We start from the raw sequence: 16,132 nt of genomic DNA, 5'->3' as shown, positions 1-16,132 counted from the left end.
GGACACCGGAACTGTTGGTAGGAGGTAGTAGGAATGGGAAAAGCATGGTTGCCGTTTGCGAGCTATAACCTTTGGTCTCAATTTGCTCCGCCTGTTGGCCAAGAGCGTTGGTACTGTGATATGAAGCGAGGCTATGCTAAGGTTCGCAAGCGAGAACCTGAAGTCACTGCGATTTTGGCTGAAGATACTCAGCCTCAACGGGTTGGTTTGCTGGCTCAACGAGGAGTCTATGAGTTTCATGCCGATGCGCAACGTTTGGCAAATGATGATGGTCTAGCGCAGGTTTCTCAAATTTTGAGGCTCGAACAAGAATCTCATGGAGTAAAAGAGCGTTTAAACCAAATTTTGAGTAAATATTGCGAAAATCCTATTCTCTTGGGCAAAAGGATTTTCAGTCTTAGTCGAGGGGATGAAGGTGTTCCAGAGCCGATTAGAATTCGTTGTGGCAACTATGCTTTTCATCTCTTTGCTGCCATTGACTGCATCTTTCTTGAACCAGACGGTACGCTGCACATTTTAGATTTCAAAACGGGTCGGTCGGATTTTGATGAACGGCAAGCATTCGTTTATTTGCTGGCTGCCAGCTATCTCTACCCCCAACGTCGGGCGATCGCTTCTTTTTACAACCTCGAACTGTGCAAATGGTCAGAGCCGATTACGGCGACGGCCAGCCAGCTCAACGCAGTCCGGATCGAATTGATGCGGTTGGCTCAACGCCATGAATGGGAGAAAAAGCAATATCGGAAGAATCCAGTTGATTTTGAACGCATTTTTCCCCCCAATCCCGGCTTTCAGTGCAAACATTGCCAGTTCAATCGCATTTGTCAGTTTTCTACCAGGGAGATTTCATAGATGACTACCATGACCGTTGCACAATCACAAAAACAAATTTTTTTCAGCGAAGTTTTTCCATTATCGCTTGCTCGACCGACTCTTACCTGTTGTTCCATCTTCCCAGATCTCGATCGAGAGTCCGGCAACCGTCTGAGCTATCATCTCTGTCGGGCTATGGAGGAAACCATCGCCATTTGGCAGGATCAAAAGCTTTGGATACTCACTTCCACCGGGGGAACAGAACCGAACGCTGCCCGGTGCCAAGAAGCTCTCGCTGCGGTTCAACGGGATTTGCCGGATATCGGCGATCGCCCCCTGGTTCTCCAAAAAGTCGAGCGCTCGCCGGCAACTCCAACTGTTATCTCTAAACTGGCGTTTCAAATTCTGAGAATCCAAGGAGCATTTACACCCAAACTTGTGACTTCAGTTGACAAACTCACAGTGATTCGCAAGGTTAAGTTTTGGGCAGAAACAGTTGAGTTGCAAGAGCAGATTTGCCCCGCACTGGGGTTGACGGTTCGTACCGACATTACCTTCAAGGGCAATTTGGCAGATTTTTATGCCAGCAATGCTGCGATCGAAAGCCCTGAAAGTCTTCTCATTGGCTTGCCCGTCCAAGATTTGGATCTCGGCAGTGGGGGGAGTATCGTTGGAGTTATTGGAACAGTAGCAGAACATCGCGATCGACTACTAAAACTGGCAACTGGCAGGTTGACTCAACGGGCAATTCAACAGGCTCCGGATGACCAGCTAATTGTTGGGCTTCAATTTGGTAAAGGGAAAAAAGTATTCCACTATCCACTCTCAGCACTTCGACCTTCTATCACGGCGGAAACGGCTGGAAAGTTCGGGTTTGACTACGGGCAACTTCTGAAGTTTACCAAAATTCCCTACCAAGAGCGTCAGGAAGTATTGGCTACCTTCAAAGAGCAAGCCACTACAGCATTAGCTCGTTACGGTTTTCGGATAGAACGGAGCCTCAATAGTCGGCAGTACCCCCAACTGTTCTGGCAACCCCATGTTGCTGTCGATCAAACCTCTCTGCTATTCGGTCGGAATGTAACGGGGATTCGGGGACGCATTTTACAAGGATTGTCCCGAGGAGGAGTTTACAGTCGTCATCCCCATTTTCAACCCGGCACTATTCGGATTGCAGTTTTTAAGCTTTGCGATTTTAAGGTCGGTCAATTTGTAAAAGCCACTCAAGAGCGTCTCAAGCGATATGGATTCGATAGCGAACTTATCGATCGCAAACAAGTTTCCCTGGAAGATTTAGATCCGGCTTCTGCCAGGGCTTCTGTAGAAAAAGCCGTGAATAAATTGATCACTGTTCCGGTTGATATTGTGCTGACATTTTTGCCGGGACGCGATCGCGCGGCGGATGATGAGGATGGCGGCAGCTTTTATCACTTAATTTATTCCCTTCTGCTGCGACGTAATATTGCCAGTCAAGTCATTTATGATGACACATTAAAAAGCGTCGATCGCGGACAAATTATCAATCAGGTCGTTCCGGGTATACTGGCAAAGCTGGGAAATTTGCCCTTTATTTTGGCTGAACCTTTACAAATTGCGGATTATTTCATCGGACTCGATATTTCCCGCTCTCCAAAAGTCAAACTTGCCGGAACCCTCAATGCTTGTGCCAGCATTCGGCTTTATGGCAAGCAAGGAGAATTTATCCGCTACGTTTTGGAAGATGCTTTGCTGGAGGGAGAGGAAATACCTCAACGCCTGTTAGAGCGTTTGTTACCAGCAACCCTGGAAGGTCAGACCGTTCTCATCTATCGGGATGGTCGGTTTTGCGGGCAAGAAGTACCCCACCTGTTAAACAGGGCGAAAGCCATCGGAGCAAAGTTTATTCTGGTTGAGTGCAAAAAATCGGGCGTTCCGAGGCTTTACAATTTAAATCAAAAAACTTTGGCTGCTCCAGTGCCGGGGTTGGGATTGATCTTATCTTCTCGGGAAGCTTTACTGGTGACAACGCAAGTGTCTGAAAGGGTCGGCTTGGCAAAACCGATTCGTTTGACGGTTCACGAATCGGGGGAATCTGCACCCATCGAACAAGTGCTGGACACGACGCTTAAACTGACATTACTCCATCATGGAGCGTTAAAAGCTCCCCGCCTACCCATGCCAATTTTTGGAGCCGATCGGGTTGCCGGGTTGAGACTGCAAGGCATTTATCCCAGTAGCTTGCTGGAAGGCGATCGCCAGTTTTGGCTGTAGCATTATTCTTGTGTTAGCCGTGTATTCTAACCCAACATTTCGCCGGCGTGGCTTTCCCACCTCAAGCGTCCGCCTGCCCCAAAAAAGCGTCGATCGCCGCAAACTCCCCCGCATAAGCCACGGTGGGGGCATCATCACCGGGCAGTTGCAGGGTATAGGCGGGGAAGGTGGGGCCGGGATTCAACGCGGTCAAATATCGGTACGTCGTCTCTCCCACGGCGATGTCCCGGTTGATTTCCCGGGTCGATAATTCCAGGCGAAAGGCGGCGTTGACGGTATCGCCGAGGGCGGTATATTCGGAGGTGTCTTCCCCCCCCCGACTGCCCGCCATGCCGTAACCCGTGTTCACCCCCGCACTGACCCGAAAGGGGCGGGGGAGGGAATAGGTGTGGGTGAGGCGGACGGCGACTCGGTTCAAGTTGCTGACGGCCGAAAACAGCAGCAACAGTTCTTGGGGGTTGACCTCCCGGGTCCCGTGGAACCAGACGGCCATGATGGCGTTGCCGATGTATTTATCGACCCAACTGCCGTGATCTCGGACGATCTGTCCAGCTTGGCGAAACCAAACCCCCATGACTTCGGATAAAATTTCCTCGTCGAGTTGACGGGTCAGGGTCGGAAAATTCCGGATATCCATGACCATCACGGACACCAGACAGCGGAATTTGAGGGTGGAGGTGAAGTCTTCAGCGTCGGTTTCCGGGGTGCGGCAGTCTTCTGAAGGGGAAGGGGCGTGAAATTCCAATTCGGTCCCTCCGAAACGGATGCGATCGCCATCTTTGAGGGAAACGGGGATGGTGACGCGGCGATCATTGACGAAGGAACCGTTGCGACTTCCCAGGTCGATCAAAAAAAATTCCCCCCGGTCCATCTGCTGCAACATGGCGTGATTTCGGGAGATCCAGCGATCGCGCAATACGATATTATTGTCCCTACCCCGTCCCAGAGTCCAGTAGCTTTTCCCGATCAGGGGAAGGTAGCGGTGGCCGACTTCGGTTCGCACGAGCAGGTGAGGGGTGAGTTCTGAGGTCACAGTCGTCCGCGAAAGATACGAGGCTTCAACAATTCGGATCTCGAAGGTCGAAAACTCACGGGAATTGAGGGGTCATCCCCATCGCCGATCGCCGTGGGTCGAACTCCGCCTCTCAATCATAGTCGAACTTGAATTTTGACTTCGATCGCCCGCCCCCTTTTCTTTCACGCGAAACAGGCCGCGACCAAAAACAGGCTGTCCACCAAAATCGTACTCAAAACCGCGCCGCCGAAGACCCACCAGTGGGATTCTTTGGACTGCAGCGGAAACACGCCCACCCCGAACAGCACCAGGGCCAACCCCACGGCCCAACTGATGCCCCAGGGGGTACTCACGCGGGCGATCGCATCCTGGAAAATCGGCATCGCCATCGACGGGTCCGCCTGCATCAACTGCCGCCAACTCGGCATCAGTCCGGCGATGTAAAAATATCCGTCGGTGACGCCGGTCCCGAACAGCGAACCCAGATAAAACCAGTTCCCGACTTTGCCCCACCCCCGCCACAGGCAGGCGATCGCGAAGGGAACCCCGATCGCCTCCACCGGCAGGTGCAGCAGGGGTTCCCACCGCAGCCAACCCCAGTAAATCGAACCCGTCAGCCAACTCCAGCTAAACCCCAGCAGCAGATCCCCCCACAACTCGGTTTCTTTCCGCCGCAGCAGGTAGAGGCTGGCCCCCAGCCATCCCCCCGTCAGGACCATGCTCAACATCGGCCAGATGCGGACGAGGGGGGCTTGGAAGAACACCGGGACGGAAACTAAAAAGACGGCGATCGCGAAGGGAAGCCACCGCCGACTCTCCCGAACTTTTCTCATCAAAGCCACCCCCGGCTCCTTCTGGGGCCAGGTGGGCTGAGTTGTTGTCAGGATGTATGCCAGTAGAATATTGCTAAACAAGGTTACTTTAAGATTTGTTACTTTAGTTCATCTTATTTAAGATATCACAGGATTTATCCCCCGGGGGGGCATCCTGATTTCATTATAACACGGTTTTTTTTATCCCCCCCGGGGGGGTATGACTTCGACTTTTTTTAAGATTTGTGTCGCGATCGCCCCGGCCGATCTCGCCGTTCGGGGGGCGGAAATGCTAAATTTGTGGCAATTTGTAGGCTGTCAATTCAAACATGGAGTTAACGACCCAATTGCCCTCGGCGATGCCGTTTCAGGCTTTTTTTCCCCTCCTCGCCGACGTGGTGACGGAAGGGACGGTGGAGGTTCCCGGCGTCCCGGCGGAATCTCAAATTAATATCTTCCAAGCCGTCATATTGGGACTGGTGCAAGGCTTGACCGAATTTCTCCCGATCAGCAGCACCGCCCACCTGAAAGTGGTTCCCGTGGCCCTGGGGTGGGGCGATCCGGGGGTGGCGTTCACCGCCGTCATCCAACTCGGGAGTATCGCGGCGGTGTTATGGTACTTTTGGGCCGATCTCAAACAGGTGACAATGGGATCGGTGCGGGCGATCGCCAAATCCGACTACCAATCCCCCGACTTTCGCATGGCTTTGGGGATCGCCTTGGGAACCCTGCCGATCGTCTTTTTCGGGTTGCTGATCAAAATCTTTATCCCCGACTTCGACAATTCCCCCCTGCGGAGTACCGTCGCGATCGCGATCGCCTCCATCGTCATGGCGATCCTGCTGGGACTAGCCGAAAAAATTGGCGCCCGAAAACGCAACTTTGAACAACTCGACGCCAAAGACGGGGTGTTGATGGGATTCGCCCAGGCGTTGGCCTTGATTCCCGGCGTCTCCCGGTCCGGTTCCACAATCACCGCCGGGTTGTTCATGGGACTCCAACGAGCCACCGCCGCCCGCTTTTCCTTCCTGTTGGGGATTCCCGCGATTACCCTGGCGGGGTTGGTGGAATTGAAGGGGTTGATCGACAGCGGTTTGACGAATATTGGTCCAGCCGCGTTGGTGGCCGGTTTGATTTCTTCGGCGGTATTTTCTTATTTGGCGATCGCGTGGCTGATCCGCTACCTGCAAACCCGGAGCACCTGGATCTTCGTCTGGTATCGGCTGGCCTTCGGCGTGGCGATTTTGGCCGCCGTTTTTGGGGGCGTTTTGCAGAATCGATAATATAGCGCTGCGTGCGGGTGTAGGGTGTAGGGTGTAGGGTGTAGGGAATAGAAACTGCCTTGACATGGGGGTTTCGGATTCTGTCTTCCGAACAGAACTCACGCCAGCGCTCATTGCTATATAGCAGTTTTCGATCCGATGAGATACGGACGATCCCCCTAAATCCCCCTTCAAAAGGGGGACTTTGAATTTTGAGAGACGGACGATCCCCCTAAATCCCCCTTCAAAAGGGGGATTTTGAATTTGCAAGCGTACCTCGCGGACTTGAAAATTGCTATATCAAATCCGGAGAATTATAGCAACGAGCGCCGGCCTATTTACACAGAGGAGAAGTCAGGGGACTCCAGAATTTCTCTTTCCTCTCTCCTCTCTCCTCTCTCCTCTCAATTCGGCCGTTCGAGGACCCCGCCGCCCAGCAATAAATCGCCGTCGTACCAGACCGCCGCCTGACCGGGGGTGATGCCGAAAATGGGATCGTCAAAAATCAGTTTCACCCGCCATCCGACCTTCGGAGCGGCTTCGCCCTCGTCCTCCGAAGAAAAGGGAACCACCGTCACCGGCAACGGCTTGGTGCGGTAGCGGATTTGGACTTCTGCCCGGATCGGCGCAGTGGGGGGGGCGACGGATACCCAATTCACCCGCCGGACGGTACACTCGGTTTGGGTGACGCTGTCGCGATCGCCTACGATCACCCGATTTCGACCCGGATCGATGCCGATGACGTACAGCGGGTTCGGTGCCGAAATGCCCAGGCCCCGACGCTGGCCGATGGTGTAGTGGTGGATGCCGTCGTGCCGCCCCAACACCCGGCCTTCGGCATCCACAATGTCGCCTTTTTGACCCGTGATGTACTTGTCCAAAAACGCCCGCATGGAGCCGTTAGCCTCCACCAAACAGAGGTCTTGACTTTCCGGTTTATCGGCGGTTTTCAACCCGTATTCGGTGGCAATTTTGCGGGTTTCGGACTTCTCCACTTCCCCCAAGGGGAAGACGATTCCCGAGAGCAATTCTTGGGTGAGATCGTAAAGGAAATAGGACTGATCTTTGCCGCGATCGACGGCCCGTCTTAACTGGTAGCGATCGCGATCGCGATCGTAGGAAATTCTGGCGTAGTGACCCGTCGCCACCTGTTGAATCTCCAACTCGGTGCGGGCATAATTCAACATCGGGCCGAACTTGACCGCCCGGTTGCACTGGGAACAGGGTAGGGGGGTGATTCCGGAGCCGTATCCTTCCACCAAATAATCGATAATTTCCGTTTGAAATAAATCCCGGCTATCGACGATGTGATGGGGGACGCCGAGTTGTTCGCAAATGTGGGCCGCATCGACCATTCCCTCGGAACAGCACTGACCTTTGCCCCGCATCAACCACAGCGTCAAACCTTCCACCTCGTAACCCTGATGGTGGAGGATCGCCGCGGCGGTGGAACTGTCAACGCCACCGGAAAGACCGACCACAATTTTTTTCATCAATAACCTCCGCAACTTTTGGAAATTCAAATATTGACATCGGACGAGTTTTCTCCGAGTCGGGGTTGATGCCCCTCCCATTTTCAACCCATCATTTGAGAACGGGATATATCTATCAGTTCCCCATCGGATTCAGCGGCTGACAATGACACGGCGAGCGATCGCCGATATCATCCGATCCGTTTTTGAATCATCATTGTAACATTTCTTGACTCGTACCGACGACCCCATGCCGACCCCTCAAACTTGCAATCCGGGACATTTTTTGGAATAATCGGTAGCCGAAACCTTATCGAAACAAAATTTAACTGCCGTGGCGCGATCGCAAACTCTACCGTTCTCTCGTAAAATCCTTTCCAGGTTGGCGTTCGGCCTCCTGTTGAGTACCGTAACCGGGTGTACCTGGACGAAATCGGCCCAGTGCACCAAACTCATGGATGTCGTCCACCGGGGCAATTCCCTCATTACCGCCAAACGCGATCGCTTCGATGCCGCGACCACCAAACAGTTGGCCACAGAACTGGAGGGGATCGCCGAGCAGATGAAAAGCCTCAATTTGGGAAATCAGACCCTCAAAGAGATGCAAACCGGCTACGGGGAGAACTTCGGCGAGATGGCCAAAGCCCTGGACGACATGGGTCAAGTTTTGAAGATAGGGGAGACGATCCCGGTGAGCTTCGATGGACGCCAGCAACTCAACCAAGCCAAAGAACGCATGGAAAAAGCAACCGAAGCCGCCAACCAAGCAGCCGATCGCACCGATGCCCTCACCCAGCAACTGATCAGTTATTGCCCGACCAATTGACAGACTCCCGCCGCCAACCTGCGGTATGGCGGGAGCCTTGTTTTCGCATTCGAGGTCATCAACCGGATGTGATCTGAGTTGGCATTGGGTTCGGATCGAACCCTTGTTTTCGGTTGCCAACTACAATGATTCCGCTGGTGGCGATCCCTCCGATCGCTCCGGTTTGTGTCGGGTATTTTCGCCCGAACCGCTTCGTATTTCGAGCGATCGCTCCGCCGGGCCCGTTTTCGCAGGTAACTTTCCGCCGTCAACGCCGAAATTTTCTCGGCGATCGCCAGCGTCACAAATTGATCCGTCGAAATCCCATCCTGCTCGGCAAGTTTCTGCAAAATTTTATTCCAAACGACCCAAATATTTGATGGTTTCATTTTCTATCTGTTTTCGCAGATCTTGCAACAGTTTGAGCCGAGAATAAAATGGTGAATATTCCTCCTTCGAGGGTGAATCTCCCAATTGCTCTAACACCTTGTCACCTTCTTTGACAATTTCATCGCGAAAGAAATCGCTATACTTGCGACGAGTTTCCCAGTCTAGGACAACGACATCAACTTGTTCCGGTTCACCATCTATTTCTATGTCTTTCTTTTCAGCTACACCGATTTTGGAAAACTCTGATTTAGCCAACCATTCATAAAAATCATCGGAAATGTCGATGGTATTGACACGATTTATATCTTGAGAATAAAATGAAATATCAAGCGCCATTAGCCTTCCTCCTGAGCCTCGGATTCCATGAAAAGTTTTTCGGGGACATTTTCCGCATATGCTATATCATTCTCACGAAAAAGATCCTTGGCTGGACCTGTTATTTTTCCTGTTGTCAACACGGCTGACACACAATCTTTGTTAATAATCTTTTTTGCCAAGGTAGAGTCAATCTGTTTGCGAACTTTGATTTCGATAAACGGCATATCTGTAACATCCTATCAAATTTTATCAGTCCGAGTTGTATTCTGAATTTATTTCTCGAACAATTTTTTTGACTTTTTCTTCATCTTCAGGATTGTAGTACAATATGTCACCATTCGGATCGTTGCCGGTTGTTCTATCGCATTCTATACCCTCCGCTTTTAGTTTTTTAATCAACCAAGTAATGAAGTCTCTGTGAGCTTCCAGTCGATTCATCATTCTATCTTCATCTGTTTCCCATTTTCTATCTACCATTTGTAAAGCCTCCATAAGTTCCAGCCAAATGCTCTTCAGTTGAGAATTCTTCCTTAAACAGCTTCAACAACCTATCTTTGATAAATTGTTCACGATCAGGTTGATTTTTGTCTTGGCAAATTAGATCGATAAATAAAATTTTATAAACATTTTTAATGTCGCCCGGTTTAAAATTTCGATGTCGATAGACTTCATAGAGTTGTTTTAACTCATCTTCTTGCGGCTTGTATTCGATCGGTTTACTCAAATATTTTATATAAGCAAAAAAATCATCAATAGAAAGTTCCGGATCGACAAGACGCTTGAGTGAAAAACGTCGCACCACTGCCGTGTCTATCAAACTGTCTACATTGGTAATTCCAAATAAAATAAGCTTTTGAGTTGAGGATGGATGCAATTTGTCAAGCTCCAGCATTAAAGTTGTCATGGCTCGGCGGATAGCATCATGTTCTTGAACCCGACTACGACTCATACAAAAGGAATCTAACTCATCCAAGACGAGAAATGCAAAGGAACCTTTAGCACAAACTTTTCGTAGTTCCTCAAATGCTTGCTCCAGATTACGAGATGACTGTCCTAGAGCCGGATCTAGCATCTTTCCGACATCAATCGTATAAAAGTTTATCTCGTTATCGACCTCTTTTTTTAGGCGATCAAACAGTAAATAACATAGAGTTGTTTTACCCGTATTTGGTGGGCCAAAGAGAAGCACTGAAGGGACTAGATCGTAAAAAACAAAGTTTTTAATTCTAGGAGCATCTGCCCTCATTACAGATCGACAAAATTGGAACAGATGTTCCTGTAGATAATCCAGCCCAAATAATTGGTGTTGGACGATTCTCTTTTTCAGATCCCCATGCGGTATTTGCAGGAGTCCACCGCTTTCTCGGATATAATTATCCATGAAATCGATACCCTGAAATTTAGAAGACAATATCAATGTTTATATTGTATCCTTGATTTTGCTGTCATCTGTGAAGTTAAGTATTTCTTCATCATTGACATGACTGATCCCTGTTTTTGGCGAAACCGACGAGGATGGGTGACGGTAAGCCAATCGCGATCCGGTCAACTTGAACTCGGCGAATCCACCTGAAAACCCCGGTCGATATCGGCGATCGCACCGCCGCCGTACCTCCCAGATCAGTGGTGAATTTTCAGCAGTAAAACGTAGTGTCCGAGCCGCACCTTTTCCGACCACAATTCGTATTCGAGCCGCAACGATTCCGGCAGGGCGCAACCCACCACAGTCAAATCTCGGGTAAAATTGCGGAGTCGGAGCTGGTTGGGCAACGAGCCGGAGGCGCCGTGCAGGTAGTAGCGGCTCAACCCGTACATCCCCTTTTGCCAGAGGTGGCGGTAGCTGAAATGGCCGTTTCCCTGCATGGTCATTACCGCCCGGTAGGGGGAAACTTCCAGCCACAGCAGGCGGGAGGGGCGAGTCTGAGACGTCCCGTCCGCCGCGACGTCATCTTTCCCTTCAAATTCCCCTGCACAGAGCTCGGGTTCGTGGAGCAGAAAGTGAAATTGCTGTTTGTCTTTCTGGTACAGCGTCGCCGCCGTCTCAATGTGCGATCGCAGCGGTAAATCGGTGGAAATCCAAGATAAACTAACGGGCTTGCGGTGGTGGGTGAGCATAAGATATCTTTCCGTCGTGATGATTTCCGGTCCCGGTCGAAATTCGGGACGAGGAAAGCGATAGGATCGCATCGTCGTATCCTTTCTCAATCTATCCTAATGCCATCCACGGTTGTCACCCTAGAAAATCTCGAAAGCCAGCAGCAGCTCAAGATACAGCCCCCCCAATCGGGTCCGTCCCTCCACGGCAGAATCCGCATTCCCGGCGACAAATCCATCTCCCACCGTGCCCTGATGTTGGGCGCCCTGGCGGAGGGAGTCACCACCGTCGAAGGCCTGCTCCTGGGGGCCGACCCGCGCAGTACCGCCCGTTGTTTTTCGGCCCTGGGGGCGGAAATTTCCGAGTTGAATTCGGAGCGGGTGGAGGTGAAGGGGTGCGGACTCGGGCAGTTACAGGAACCCGATCGCGTCCTGGATGCGGGCAACTCGGGCACCACCATGCGGTTGATGTTGGGCATTTTGGCCTCCCACCCCGATCGCCTGTTTACCATTACCGGGGACAGTTCCCTGGTCAAACGGCCGATGGACCGGGTGATCCGGCCCCTGACGGAGATGGGGGCGACCATCTGGGGGCGCCGGGGGGGATCCCTCGCGCCGCTGGCGGTCCGGGGCCGAAAGTTGAAACCGATCCACTACCATTCCCCCGTCGCCTCGGCTCAGGTCAAGTCCTGTATTTTATTGGCCGGATTGATGGTTGAGGGGTCCACCACGGTCACTGAACCGGCCCTGTCGAGGGATCACAGCGAACGGATGTTGCGGGCGTTCGGGGCCGAATTGAGCGTCGATCCGGACGCCTGCCGCGTCACCGTGACCGGACCGGCCCAGTTGAAAGGTCAGGCGGTGGTGGTCCCCGGCGATATCAGTTCGGCGGCGTTCTGGCTGGTGGCCGCGGCGATCGTCCCGGGGTCGGATTTGACGGTCGAAAATGTCGGCGTCAACCCCACCCGGACGGGGATTTTGGAGGCGATGGCGATGATGGGGGCCGACATCGAGTTGCAAAATGAACGGATTGTGGCGGGGGAACCGGTGGCGGATTTGCGGGTCCGCCATTCTCAACTGAGAGCCTGTGAAATTGGGGGGGATCTGATTCCCCGTTTGATTGACGAGATCCCGATTTTGGCGGTGGCCGCGGCGTTTGCAAAGGGGACGACCCGGATTCGGGACGCGGAAGAGTTGCGGGTGAAAGAGAGCGATCGCATCGCGGTGATGGCGACTCAACTCGGAAAGATGGGGGCGAACATTTCGGAACGGCCGGATGGGTTGGAAATTACCGGCGGATCTGCCCTCAAGGGTGCACAGGTGGACAGCGACACAGACCACCGAATTGCGATGAGTTTGGCGATCGCGGCTTTAAATGCGACGGGAACCACAACCATTCATCGGGCCGAAGCGGCGGCGATTTCCTACCCGGATTTCGTGGGGACGCTGCGGACGATCTGCGATTGAGGGAGTCGGGAGTCGGTATTAGGGAATGGGGAATGGGGAACTTTTCATTTCCCGCTCTTCCCCGGATCTAAAATCAGGGCGCAAGCGTTGCGCCCCTACAATCTAAAATCTAACATCTAAAATTCCCCTCCCTCAGTTGATCAACTTCAGATTGTAGAGCAGCCAGTTGAACTTGGCTTCCGCCAGGGTGAGGAAATCTTGCATATTTTGGGTGAAGTCGTCCCCGAATAACAAATCCGGATCTTCTTCGTCGAGTTGGTAGCCGAGGCGCCGGACGGTCCCCCGCATTCGATTGGCCAGACACAGACAAATTCCCTGGTAAAATCGGGAAGAAAATTTGGAACTGTTGCGGAGTTTCATGGTCAGTTCGTAGCGGGGAATCGCCAGCAGTTGGGTTTTTTCCAAAGCTTGGACTGTGGCGAGGGGGGCGCGGTTGTCCAAAAATGAGATTTCTCCGACCACTTCTCCCTGGGATAGATGGGCCAGTTCGCGATCGCCGTTGGGGTGGATCGAAACCCGCAGGGTCCCGCTCAAGACGATGTAGAGAGCCGCGATCGGTCGCCCTTCGTAAATCAGGGTTTCGCCGGCGGGGAGGGTTTGTACTTTGCCTTTGTAGATGATCCACCGCAGGTCATCGTCATCCAATCCACCGAGAATAAATAGTGCCTTTTTGGGTCTGTCGTCCATCTTTAAATTTGGGGTTTGGCGGAGTGTGGCGGTCGGCAACCGTCTCGACCGACTTTCCGATCTCCTCTAATATAACCCGACGGTCGCCGTGCCGGATTCTCTCGAAGCTGGCAATGGCCGGACGGGGGCGACGTGATTTCGGTGTTCCGGGATACAAATTTTTGGCCTCCCCGGTTCCGGTTTCCACCCATTTCCCACTGTCAACACCTCCAATTTTTGGCTCCTAAGATTTCGACACGTTGTCGAGAAATCGAATCAAATTTTCGTGAAATTTGTGGGTCGCTTTCATGTAACAGGCGTGGCCGGAATTTTTGAGGATCACTTTTTTGGAATTGGGCAGGACTTCGGTCAAAATGTCGGCTTGACTCGGCGGTACGATGGTGTCGTTGCTGCCCCAAATTGCCAAGGTGGGGATGTCATTGCCCTGCAATTGTTGGCTCATCTTCAAAATGCCGACGGGCGCCACGGCGACGAACCCCCGCAGGGACTGGGCGTGTTCGACGATGAAGGGCAGGCTGTAGCGGCCGCTCATCGACGGGGAAACGATCGCCGCCCCCTGCAACCGCAGCCCCTCCACGAGTTTCAGTAAAAATTGTACCGGCGTGCAGGCGATCTCTTCCGAAGTCCCGTAACCGGGCAAATCTACAGCGACGACGCGATAATTTTGGGCGACCAACTGCTTTAACGTGCCGATTTCTTGCCAGGTTTTGGCGGAGAAACTCGCCCCGTGTAAGAGCAGGACGGGGGGGGCATCGCGATCGCCTCCCTCCAAGTAATGAATCCTTTTATTTTTAACCGCGATGGATCGGGAGATAACATTCGGCTTCATCATTTGAGAAAATTAAATATATGAAACAGTATGCAAACTCTAAAATTGGAGTTAACATCACCCTATCATATCGCATCGATATCAGAAGATTCACCCACCCATGCACAGATTTTAAAAATCCGGACGGCGGGCGGCGGGAACGTCCGGTTCCTTTTGGGAACGACATTTTGCTAGTCTAGTTAAAATGGTAAACTTCGTATCATTTTCTTGAAATGCCATGGCAATCGACACCCCACCGGAGTCAAAATCTCCGCAAGCGACGCAGGGCAAACTGAAGCCGAAAGTCGGCTTGCCGACCATGTTTCGATTGGGCCTGTTTCAGATGGGACTCGGGATCATGTCCCTCCTCACCCTGGGCGTGATCAACCGGGTCATGATCGACGAGCTGAAAGTCCCCGCACTGATCGCCGCCGGTGCGATCGCCATGCACCAGTTCGTTTCCCCCGCCCGGGTCTGGTTCGGCCAGCTCTCGGACGGAAAGCCGATTTTCGGCCTTCACCGCAGCACCTACGTCTGGATCGGGGCGGTTCTGTTCACCGCCACCTCTTTCTTCGCCCTGCAGGTGGCTTGGCAGTTGGGGGAGAGCATCCAAAATAACGGCATGGCGGGGATCAGCTACCTCTGGGCCGGCCTGTTAGCCCTGGTCTTCGCTCTGTACGGTCTGGCCCTCAGTGCCAGTTCCACCCCCTTCGCCGCCCTCCTGTTCGATGTCTCCGACGACGACAACCGCTCCAAACTGATCAGCATCGTCTGGTCCATGTTGATGATCGGAATCGTCGTCGGCGCCATCATCAGTTCTCAAATTCTCAACCAACCGGAGATCTGCGGGGCGGACATCCTCTCCTACAGCCCCGCCGCCGGGGCGAGAGCGGCTGACATCCCCACCCTGCGGGCGACCATCAACCCGCTATTCGTTATCGTCCCCGCCATCGTCTTCGCCCTGTGTTTGGTTTCCACCTGGGGGGTCGAAAAGCGGTTTTCCCGCTACACCGAGCGATCGACGGTGACGGACCGGGAAGACCAAATCACCCTCGGCCGCGCCCTGAAAATCCTCACCGCCAACCGCCAGACGGGGCTATTTTTCACGTTTCTATTGGTGATGAGCATCAGCCTGTTCATGCAGGATGCCGTCCTGGAACCCTACGGCGGGGAGGTGTTCGGGATGTGTGTCTCGGAGACGGCGAAGTTGAACGCTTTCTTCGGAACCGGAACCCTCGTCGGCATCGGCTCGACGGGCTTTTTGGTGATCCCCCGCCTGGGCAAGAAAAATACAGTGCGGACGGGTTGCCTGGGGACCGCCGTCTGTCTGACGCTGTTCATCGGCGCCGGGTTTACCGCTAACCCGGAGATGCTCAAGGGTTCCCTGCTGCTGTTTGGTTTGTTTTCCGGCATCCTGACGGCCGGTGCCATCAGTTTGATGTTGGACCTGACGGCGGCGGAGACGGCGGGTACCTTCATCGGTGCCTGGGGACTGGCTCAAGCGATGGCGCGGGGTCTGGCGACGGTGCTGGGGGGGGCGGTTTTGGATGTCGGCCGATTCCTGTTTTCCGCCCCCGTGCTGGCTTACGGGACTGTGTTCGCGGTTCAGGCGATCGGGATGGTCGTGGCGATCGCACTCCTGAGCCGGGTCAACATCCGCGAATTCCAGGATAACGCTAAAAAGGCGATCGCGACCGTTCTGGAATCGGAGTTGGATTGAAAAATTGCATGGGCATCCCAATCCGCCCCTATTAACCAACGGACGTGATTGATTCTGGATATCGTCCTAACTTCCCCCGAAGCCGTTCGGGGGATTTTTTTGGGAGTCGGGAGTCGGGAGTCGGGAATGGGGAATGGGGAATGGGGAATGGGGAATGGGGAATGGGGAAAATTTCATTTATATGGCGGTTGTCTATCTGCTGCGATATGATCGAATCCC

Annotated in this window: 17 protein-coding genes; 6 read left to right on the top strand and 11 right to left on the bottom strand. The window is 53.0% G+C overall.

Annotation, left to right across the window (positions count from 1 at the left end; genetic code table 11):
* The first annotated feature begins 33 nt into the window (after positions 1-33).
* Positions 34-852: a PD-(D/E)XK nuclease family protein gene (locus LKE08_RS19045; protein ID WP_324705831.1), complete on the top strand. Its 819-nt coding sequence runs from the start codon at positions 34-36 to the stop codon at positions 850-852.
* Positions 853-3,063: a Piwi domain-containing protein gene (locus tag LKE08_RS19040; RefSeq protein WP_324705830.1), complete on the top strand. Its 2,211-nt coding sequence runs from the start codon at positions 853-855 to the stop codon at positions 3,061-3,063. It abuts the gene before it with no gap.
* Between the two features lie 61 nt (positions 3,064-3,124).
* Here LKE08_RS19040 and LKE08_RS19035 read toward each other — a convergent pair whose 3' ends face one another.
* Positions 3,125-4,096, bottom strand: coding sequence for an adenylate/guanylate cyclase domain-containing protein (locus LKE08_RS19035; protein ID WP_324705829.1), 972 nt, complete (start codon positions 4,094-4,096; stop codon positions 3,125-3,127).
* Between the two features lie 164 nt (positions 4,097-4,260).
* Positions 4,261-4,992, bottom strand: coding sequence for a DUF3120 domain-containing protein (locus tag LKE08_RS19030; RefSeq protein WP_324705828.1), 732 nt, complete (start codon positions 4,990-4,992; stop codon positions 4,261-4,263).
* Between the two features lie 257 nt (positions 4,993-5,249).
* On the opposite strand from LKE08_RS19030, the gene LKE08_RS19025 reads away from it, so the two are divergent.
* A complete protein-coding gene (locus LKE08_RS19025; protein WP_324705846.1) occupies positions 5,250-6,173 on the top strand; it encodes an undecaprenyl-diphosphate phosphatase in 924 nt (307 codons plus the stop codon).
* 383 nt (positions 6,174-6,556) lie between these two features.
* Here LKE08_RS19025 and mnmA read toward each other — a convergent pair whose 3' ends face one another.
* Positions 6,557-7,726 (bottom strand): tRNA 2-thiouridine(34) synthase MnmA, encoded by a 1,170-nt coding sequence (gene mnmA, locus LKE08_RS19020; protein ID WP_324705827.1) that lies wholly within the window; start codon positions 7,724-7,726, stop codon positions 6,557-6,559.
* 232 nt (positions 7,727-7,958) lie between these two features.
* Between mnmA and LKE08_RS19015 the strand changes: the two genes are divergently transcribed.
* Positions 7,959-8,450: a hypothetical protein gene (locus LKE08_RS19015; RefSeq protein ID WP_324705826.1), complete on the top strand. Its 492-nt coding sequence runs from the start codon at positions 7,959-7,961 to the stop codon at positions 8,448-8,450.
* On the opposite strand, the gene LKE08_RS19010 is transcribed toward LKE08_RS19015, so the two are convergent.
* From LKE08_RS19010 to LKE08_RS18985, 6 genes are all read right to left on the bottom strand, one after another.
* Positions 8,432-8,818 (bottom strand): hypothetical protein, encoded by a 387-nt coding sequence (locus LKE08_RS19010; RefSeq protein WP_324705825.1) that lies wholly within the window; start codon positions 8,816-8,818, stop codon positions 8,432-8,434. The two genes, LKE08_RS19015 and LKE08_RS19010, sit on opposite strands and share 19 nt — an antisense overlap.
* Positions 8,784-9,155, bottom strand: a complete 372-nt coding sequence (locus tag LKE08_RS19005; protein ID WP_324705824.1) for a hypothetical protein — start codon at positions 9,153-9,155, stop codon at positions 8,784-8,786. Before LKE08_RS19005 ends, LKE08_RS19010 begins: the two co-directional genes overlap by 35 nt.
* A complete protein-coding gene (locus tag LKE08_RS19000; protein ID WP_324705823.1) occupies positions 9,155-9,361 on the bottom strand; it encodes a hypothetical protein in 207 nt (68 codons plus the stop codon). The genes LKE08_RS19005 and LKE08_RS19000 overlap by 1 nt, the downstream gene beginning before the upstream one ends.
* Before the next feature lie 25 nt (positions 9,362-9,386).
* Positions 9,387-9,629 carry a hypothetical protein gene (locus LKE08_RS18995; protein WP_324705822.1) on the bottom strand — a complete coding sequence of 81 codons (243 nt, stop codon included), beginning with the start codon at positions 9,627-9,629 and terminating at the stop codon, positions 9,387-9,389.
* Positions 9,604-10,518 (bottom strand): ATP-binding protein, encoded by a 915-nt coding sequence (locus LKE08_RS18990; protein WP_324705821.1) that lies wholly within the window; start codon positions 10,516-10,518, stop codon positions 9,604-9,606. Before LKE08_RS18990 ends, LKE08_RS18995 begins: the two co-directional genes overlap by 26 nt.
* Positions 10,519-10,757: 239 nt before the next feature.
* Positions 10,758-11,252, bottom strand: a complete 495-nt coding sequence (locus LKE08_RS18985) for a hypothetical protein (RefSeq protein ID WP_324705845.1) — start codon at positions 11,250-11,252, stop codon at positions 10,758-10,760.
* Positions 11,253-11,351: 99 nt separating this feature from the next.
* On the opposite strand from LKE08_RS18985, the gene aroA reads away from it, so the two are divergent.
* A complete protein-coding gene (aroA, locus tag LKE08_RS18980; RefSeq protein ID WP_324705820.1) occupies positions 11,352-12,698 on the top strand; it encodes a 3-phosphoshikimate 1-carboxyvinyltransferase in 1,347 nt (448 codons plus the stop codon).
* 132 nt (positions 12,699-12,830) lie between these two features.
* Here aroA and LKE08_RS18975 read toward each other — a convergent pair whose 3' ends face one another.
* Together LKE08_RS18975 and LKE08_RS18970 are read right to left on the bottom strand one after the other, a co-directional pair.
* On the bottom strand, positions 12,831-13,385 hold the full coding sequence (locus LKE08_RS18975; protein ID WP_324705819.1) for a cyclic nucleotide-binding domain-containing protein: 555 nt from the start codon (positions 13,383-13,385) through the stop codon (positions 12,831-12,833).
* Positions 13,386-13,608: 223 nt separating this feature from the next.
* A complete protein-coding gene (locus tag LKE08_RS18970; protein ID WP_324705818.1) occupies positions 13,609-14,217 on the bottom strand; it encodes an alpha/beta hydrolase in 609 nt (202 codons plus the stop codon).
* A 214-nt stretch (positions 14,218-14,431) separates the two neighbouring features.
* On the opposite strand from LKE08_RS18970, the gene LKE08_RS18965 reads away from it, so the two are divergent.
* Positions 14,432-15,913 carry a BCD family MFS transporter gene (locus tag LKE08_RS18965; protein ID WP_324705817.1) on the top strand — a complete coding sequence of 494 codons (1,482 nt, stop codon included), beginning with the start codon at positions 14,432-14,434 and terminating at the stop codon, positions 15,911-15,913.
* Positions 15,914-16,132: the final 219 nt, after the last annotated feature.

The sequence above is a fragment of the Lyngbya sp. CCY1209 genome (assembly GCF_035615495.1).
Classification (GTDB): domain Bacteria; phylum Cyanobacteriota; class Cyanobacteriia; order Cyanobacteriales; family Microcoleaceae; genus Limnospira.
Note: the sequence above shows the minus strand (reverse complement) of the source record. Positions and strands in the feature narration are given on the sequence as shown.

What these genes read in the sequence shown, in the direction of transcription:
- LKE08_RS19045 (WP_324705831.1), top strand. Translation starts at nt 34, where the DNA reads ATGGGAAAAGCATGGTTGCCGTTTGCGAGCTATAACCTTTGGTCTCAA.
- LKE08_RS19040 (WP_324705830.1), top strand. Translation starts at nt 853, where the DNA reads ATGACTACCATGACCGTTGCACAATCACAAAAACAAATTTTTTTCAGC.
- LKE08_RS19025 (WP_324705846.1), top strand. Translation starts at nt 5,250, where the DNA reads ATGCCGTTTCAGGCTTTTTTTCCCCTCCTCGCCGACGTGGTGACGGAA.
- mnmA (WP_324705827.1), bottom strand. Translation starts at nt 7,726, where the DNA reads ATGGGAGGGGCATCAACCCCGACTCGGAGAAAACTCGTCCGATGTCAA.
- LKE08_RS19010 (WP_324705825.1), bottom strand. Translation starts at nt 8,818, where the DNA reads ATGAAACCATCAAATATTTGGGTCGTTTGGAATAAAATTTTGCAGAAA.
- LKE08_RS19005 (WP_324705824.1), bottom strand. Translation starts at nt 9,155, where the DNA reads ATGGCGCTTGATATTTCATTTTATTCTCAAGATATAAATCGTGTCAAT.
- LKE08_RS19000 (WP_324705823.1), bottom strand. Translation starts at nt 9,361, where the DNA reads ATGCCGTTTATCGAAATCAAAGTTCGCAAACAGATTGACTCTACCTTG.
- LKE08_RS18995 (WP_324705822.1), bottom strand. Translation starts at nt 9,629, where the DNA reads ATGGAGGCTTTACAAATGGTAGATAGAAAATGGGAAACAGATGAAGAT.
- LKE08_RS18990 (WP_324705821.1), bottom strand. Translation starts at nt 10,518, where the DNA reads ATGGATAATTATATCCGAGAAAGCGGTGGACTCCTGCAAATACCGCAT.
- LKE08_RS18985 (WP_324705845.1), bottom strand. Translation starts at nt 11,252, where the DNA reads ATGCTCACCCACCACCGCAAGCCCGTTAGTTTATCTTGGATTTCCACC.
- aroA (WP_324705820.1), top strand. Translation starts at nt 11,352, where the DNA reads ATGCCATCCACGGTTGTCACCCTAGAAAATCTCGAAAGCCAGCAGCAG.
- LKE08_RS18975 (WP_324705819.1), bottom strand. Translation starts at nt 13,385, where the DNA reads ATGGACGACAGACCCAAAAAGGCACTATTTATTCTCGGTGGATTGGAT.
- LKE08_RS18970 (WP_324705818.1), bottom strand. Translation starts at nt 14,217, where the DNA reads ATGATGAAGCCGAATGTTATCTCCCGATCCATCGCGGTTAAAAATAAA.
- LKE08_RS18965 (WP_324705817.1), top strand. Translation starts at nt 14,432, where the DNA reads ATGGCAATCGACACCCCACCGGAGTCAAAATCTCCGCAAGCGACGCAG.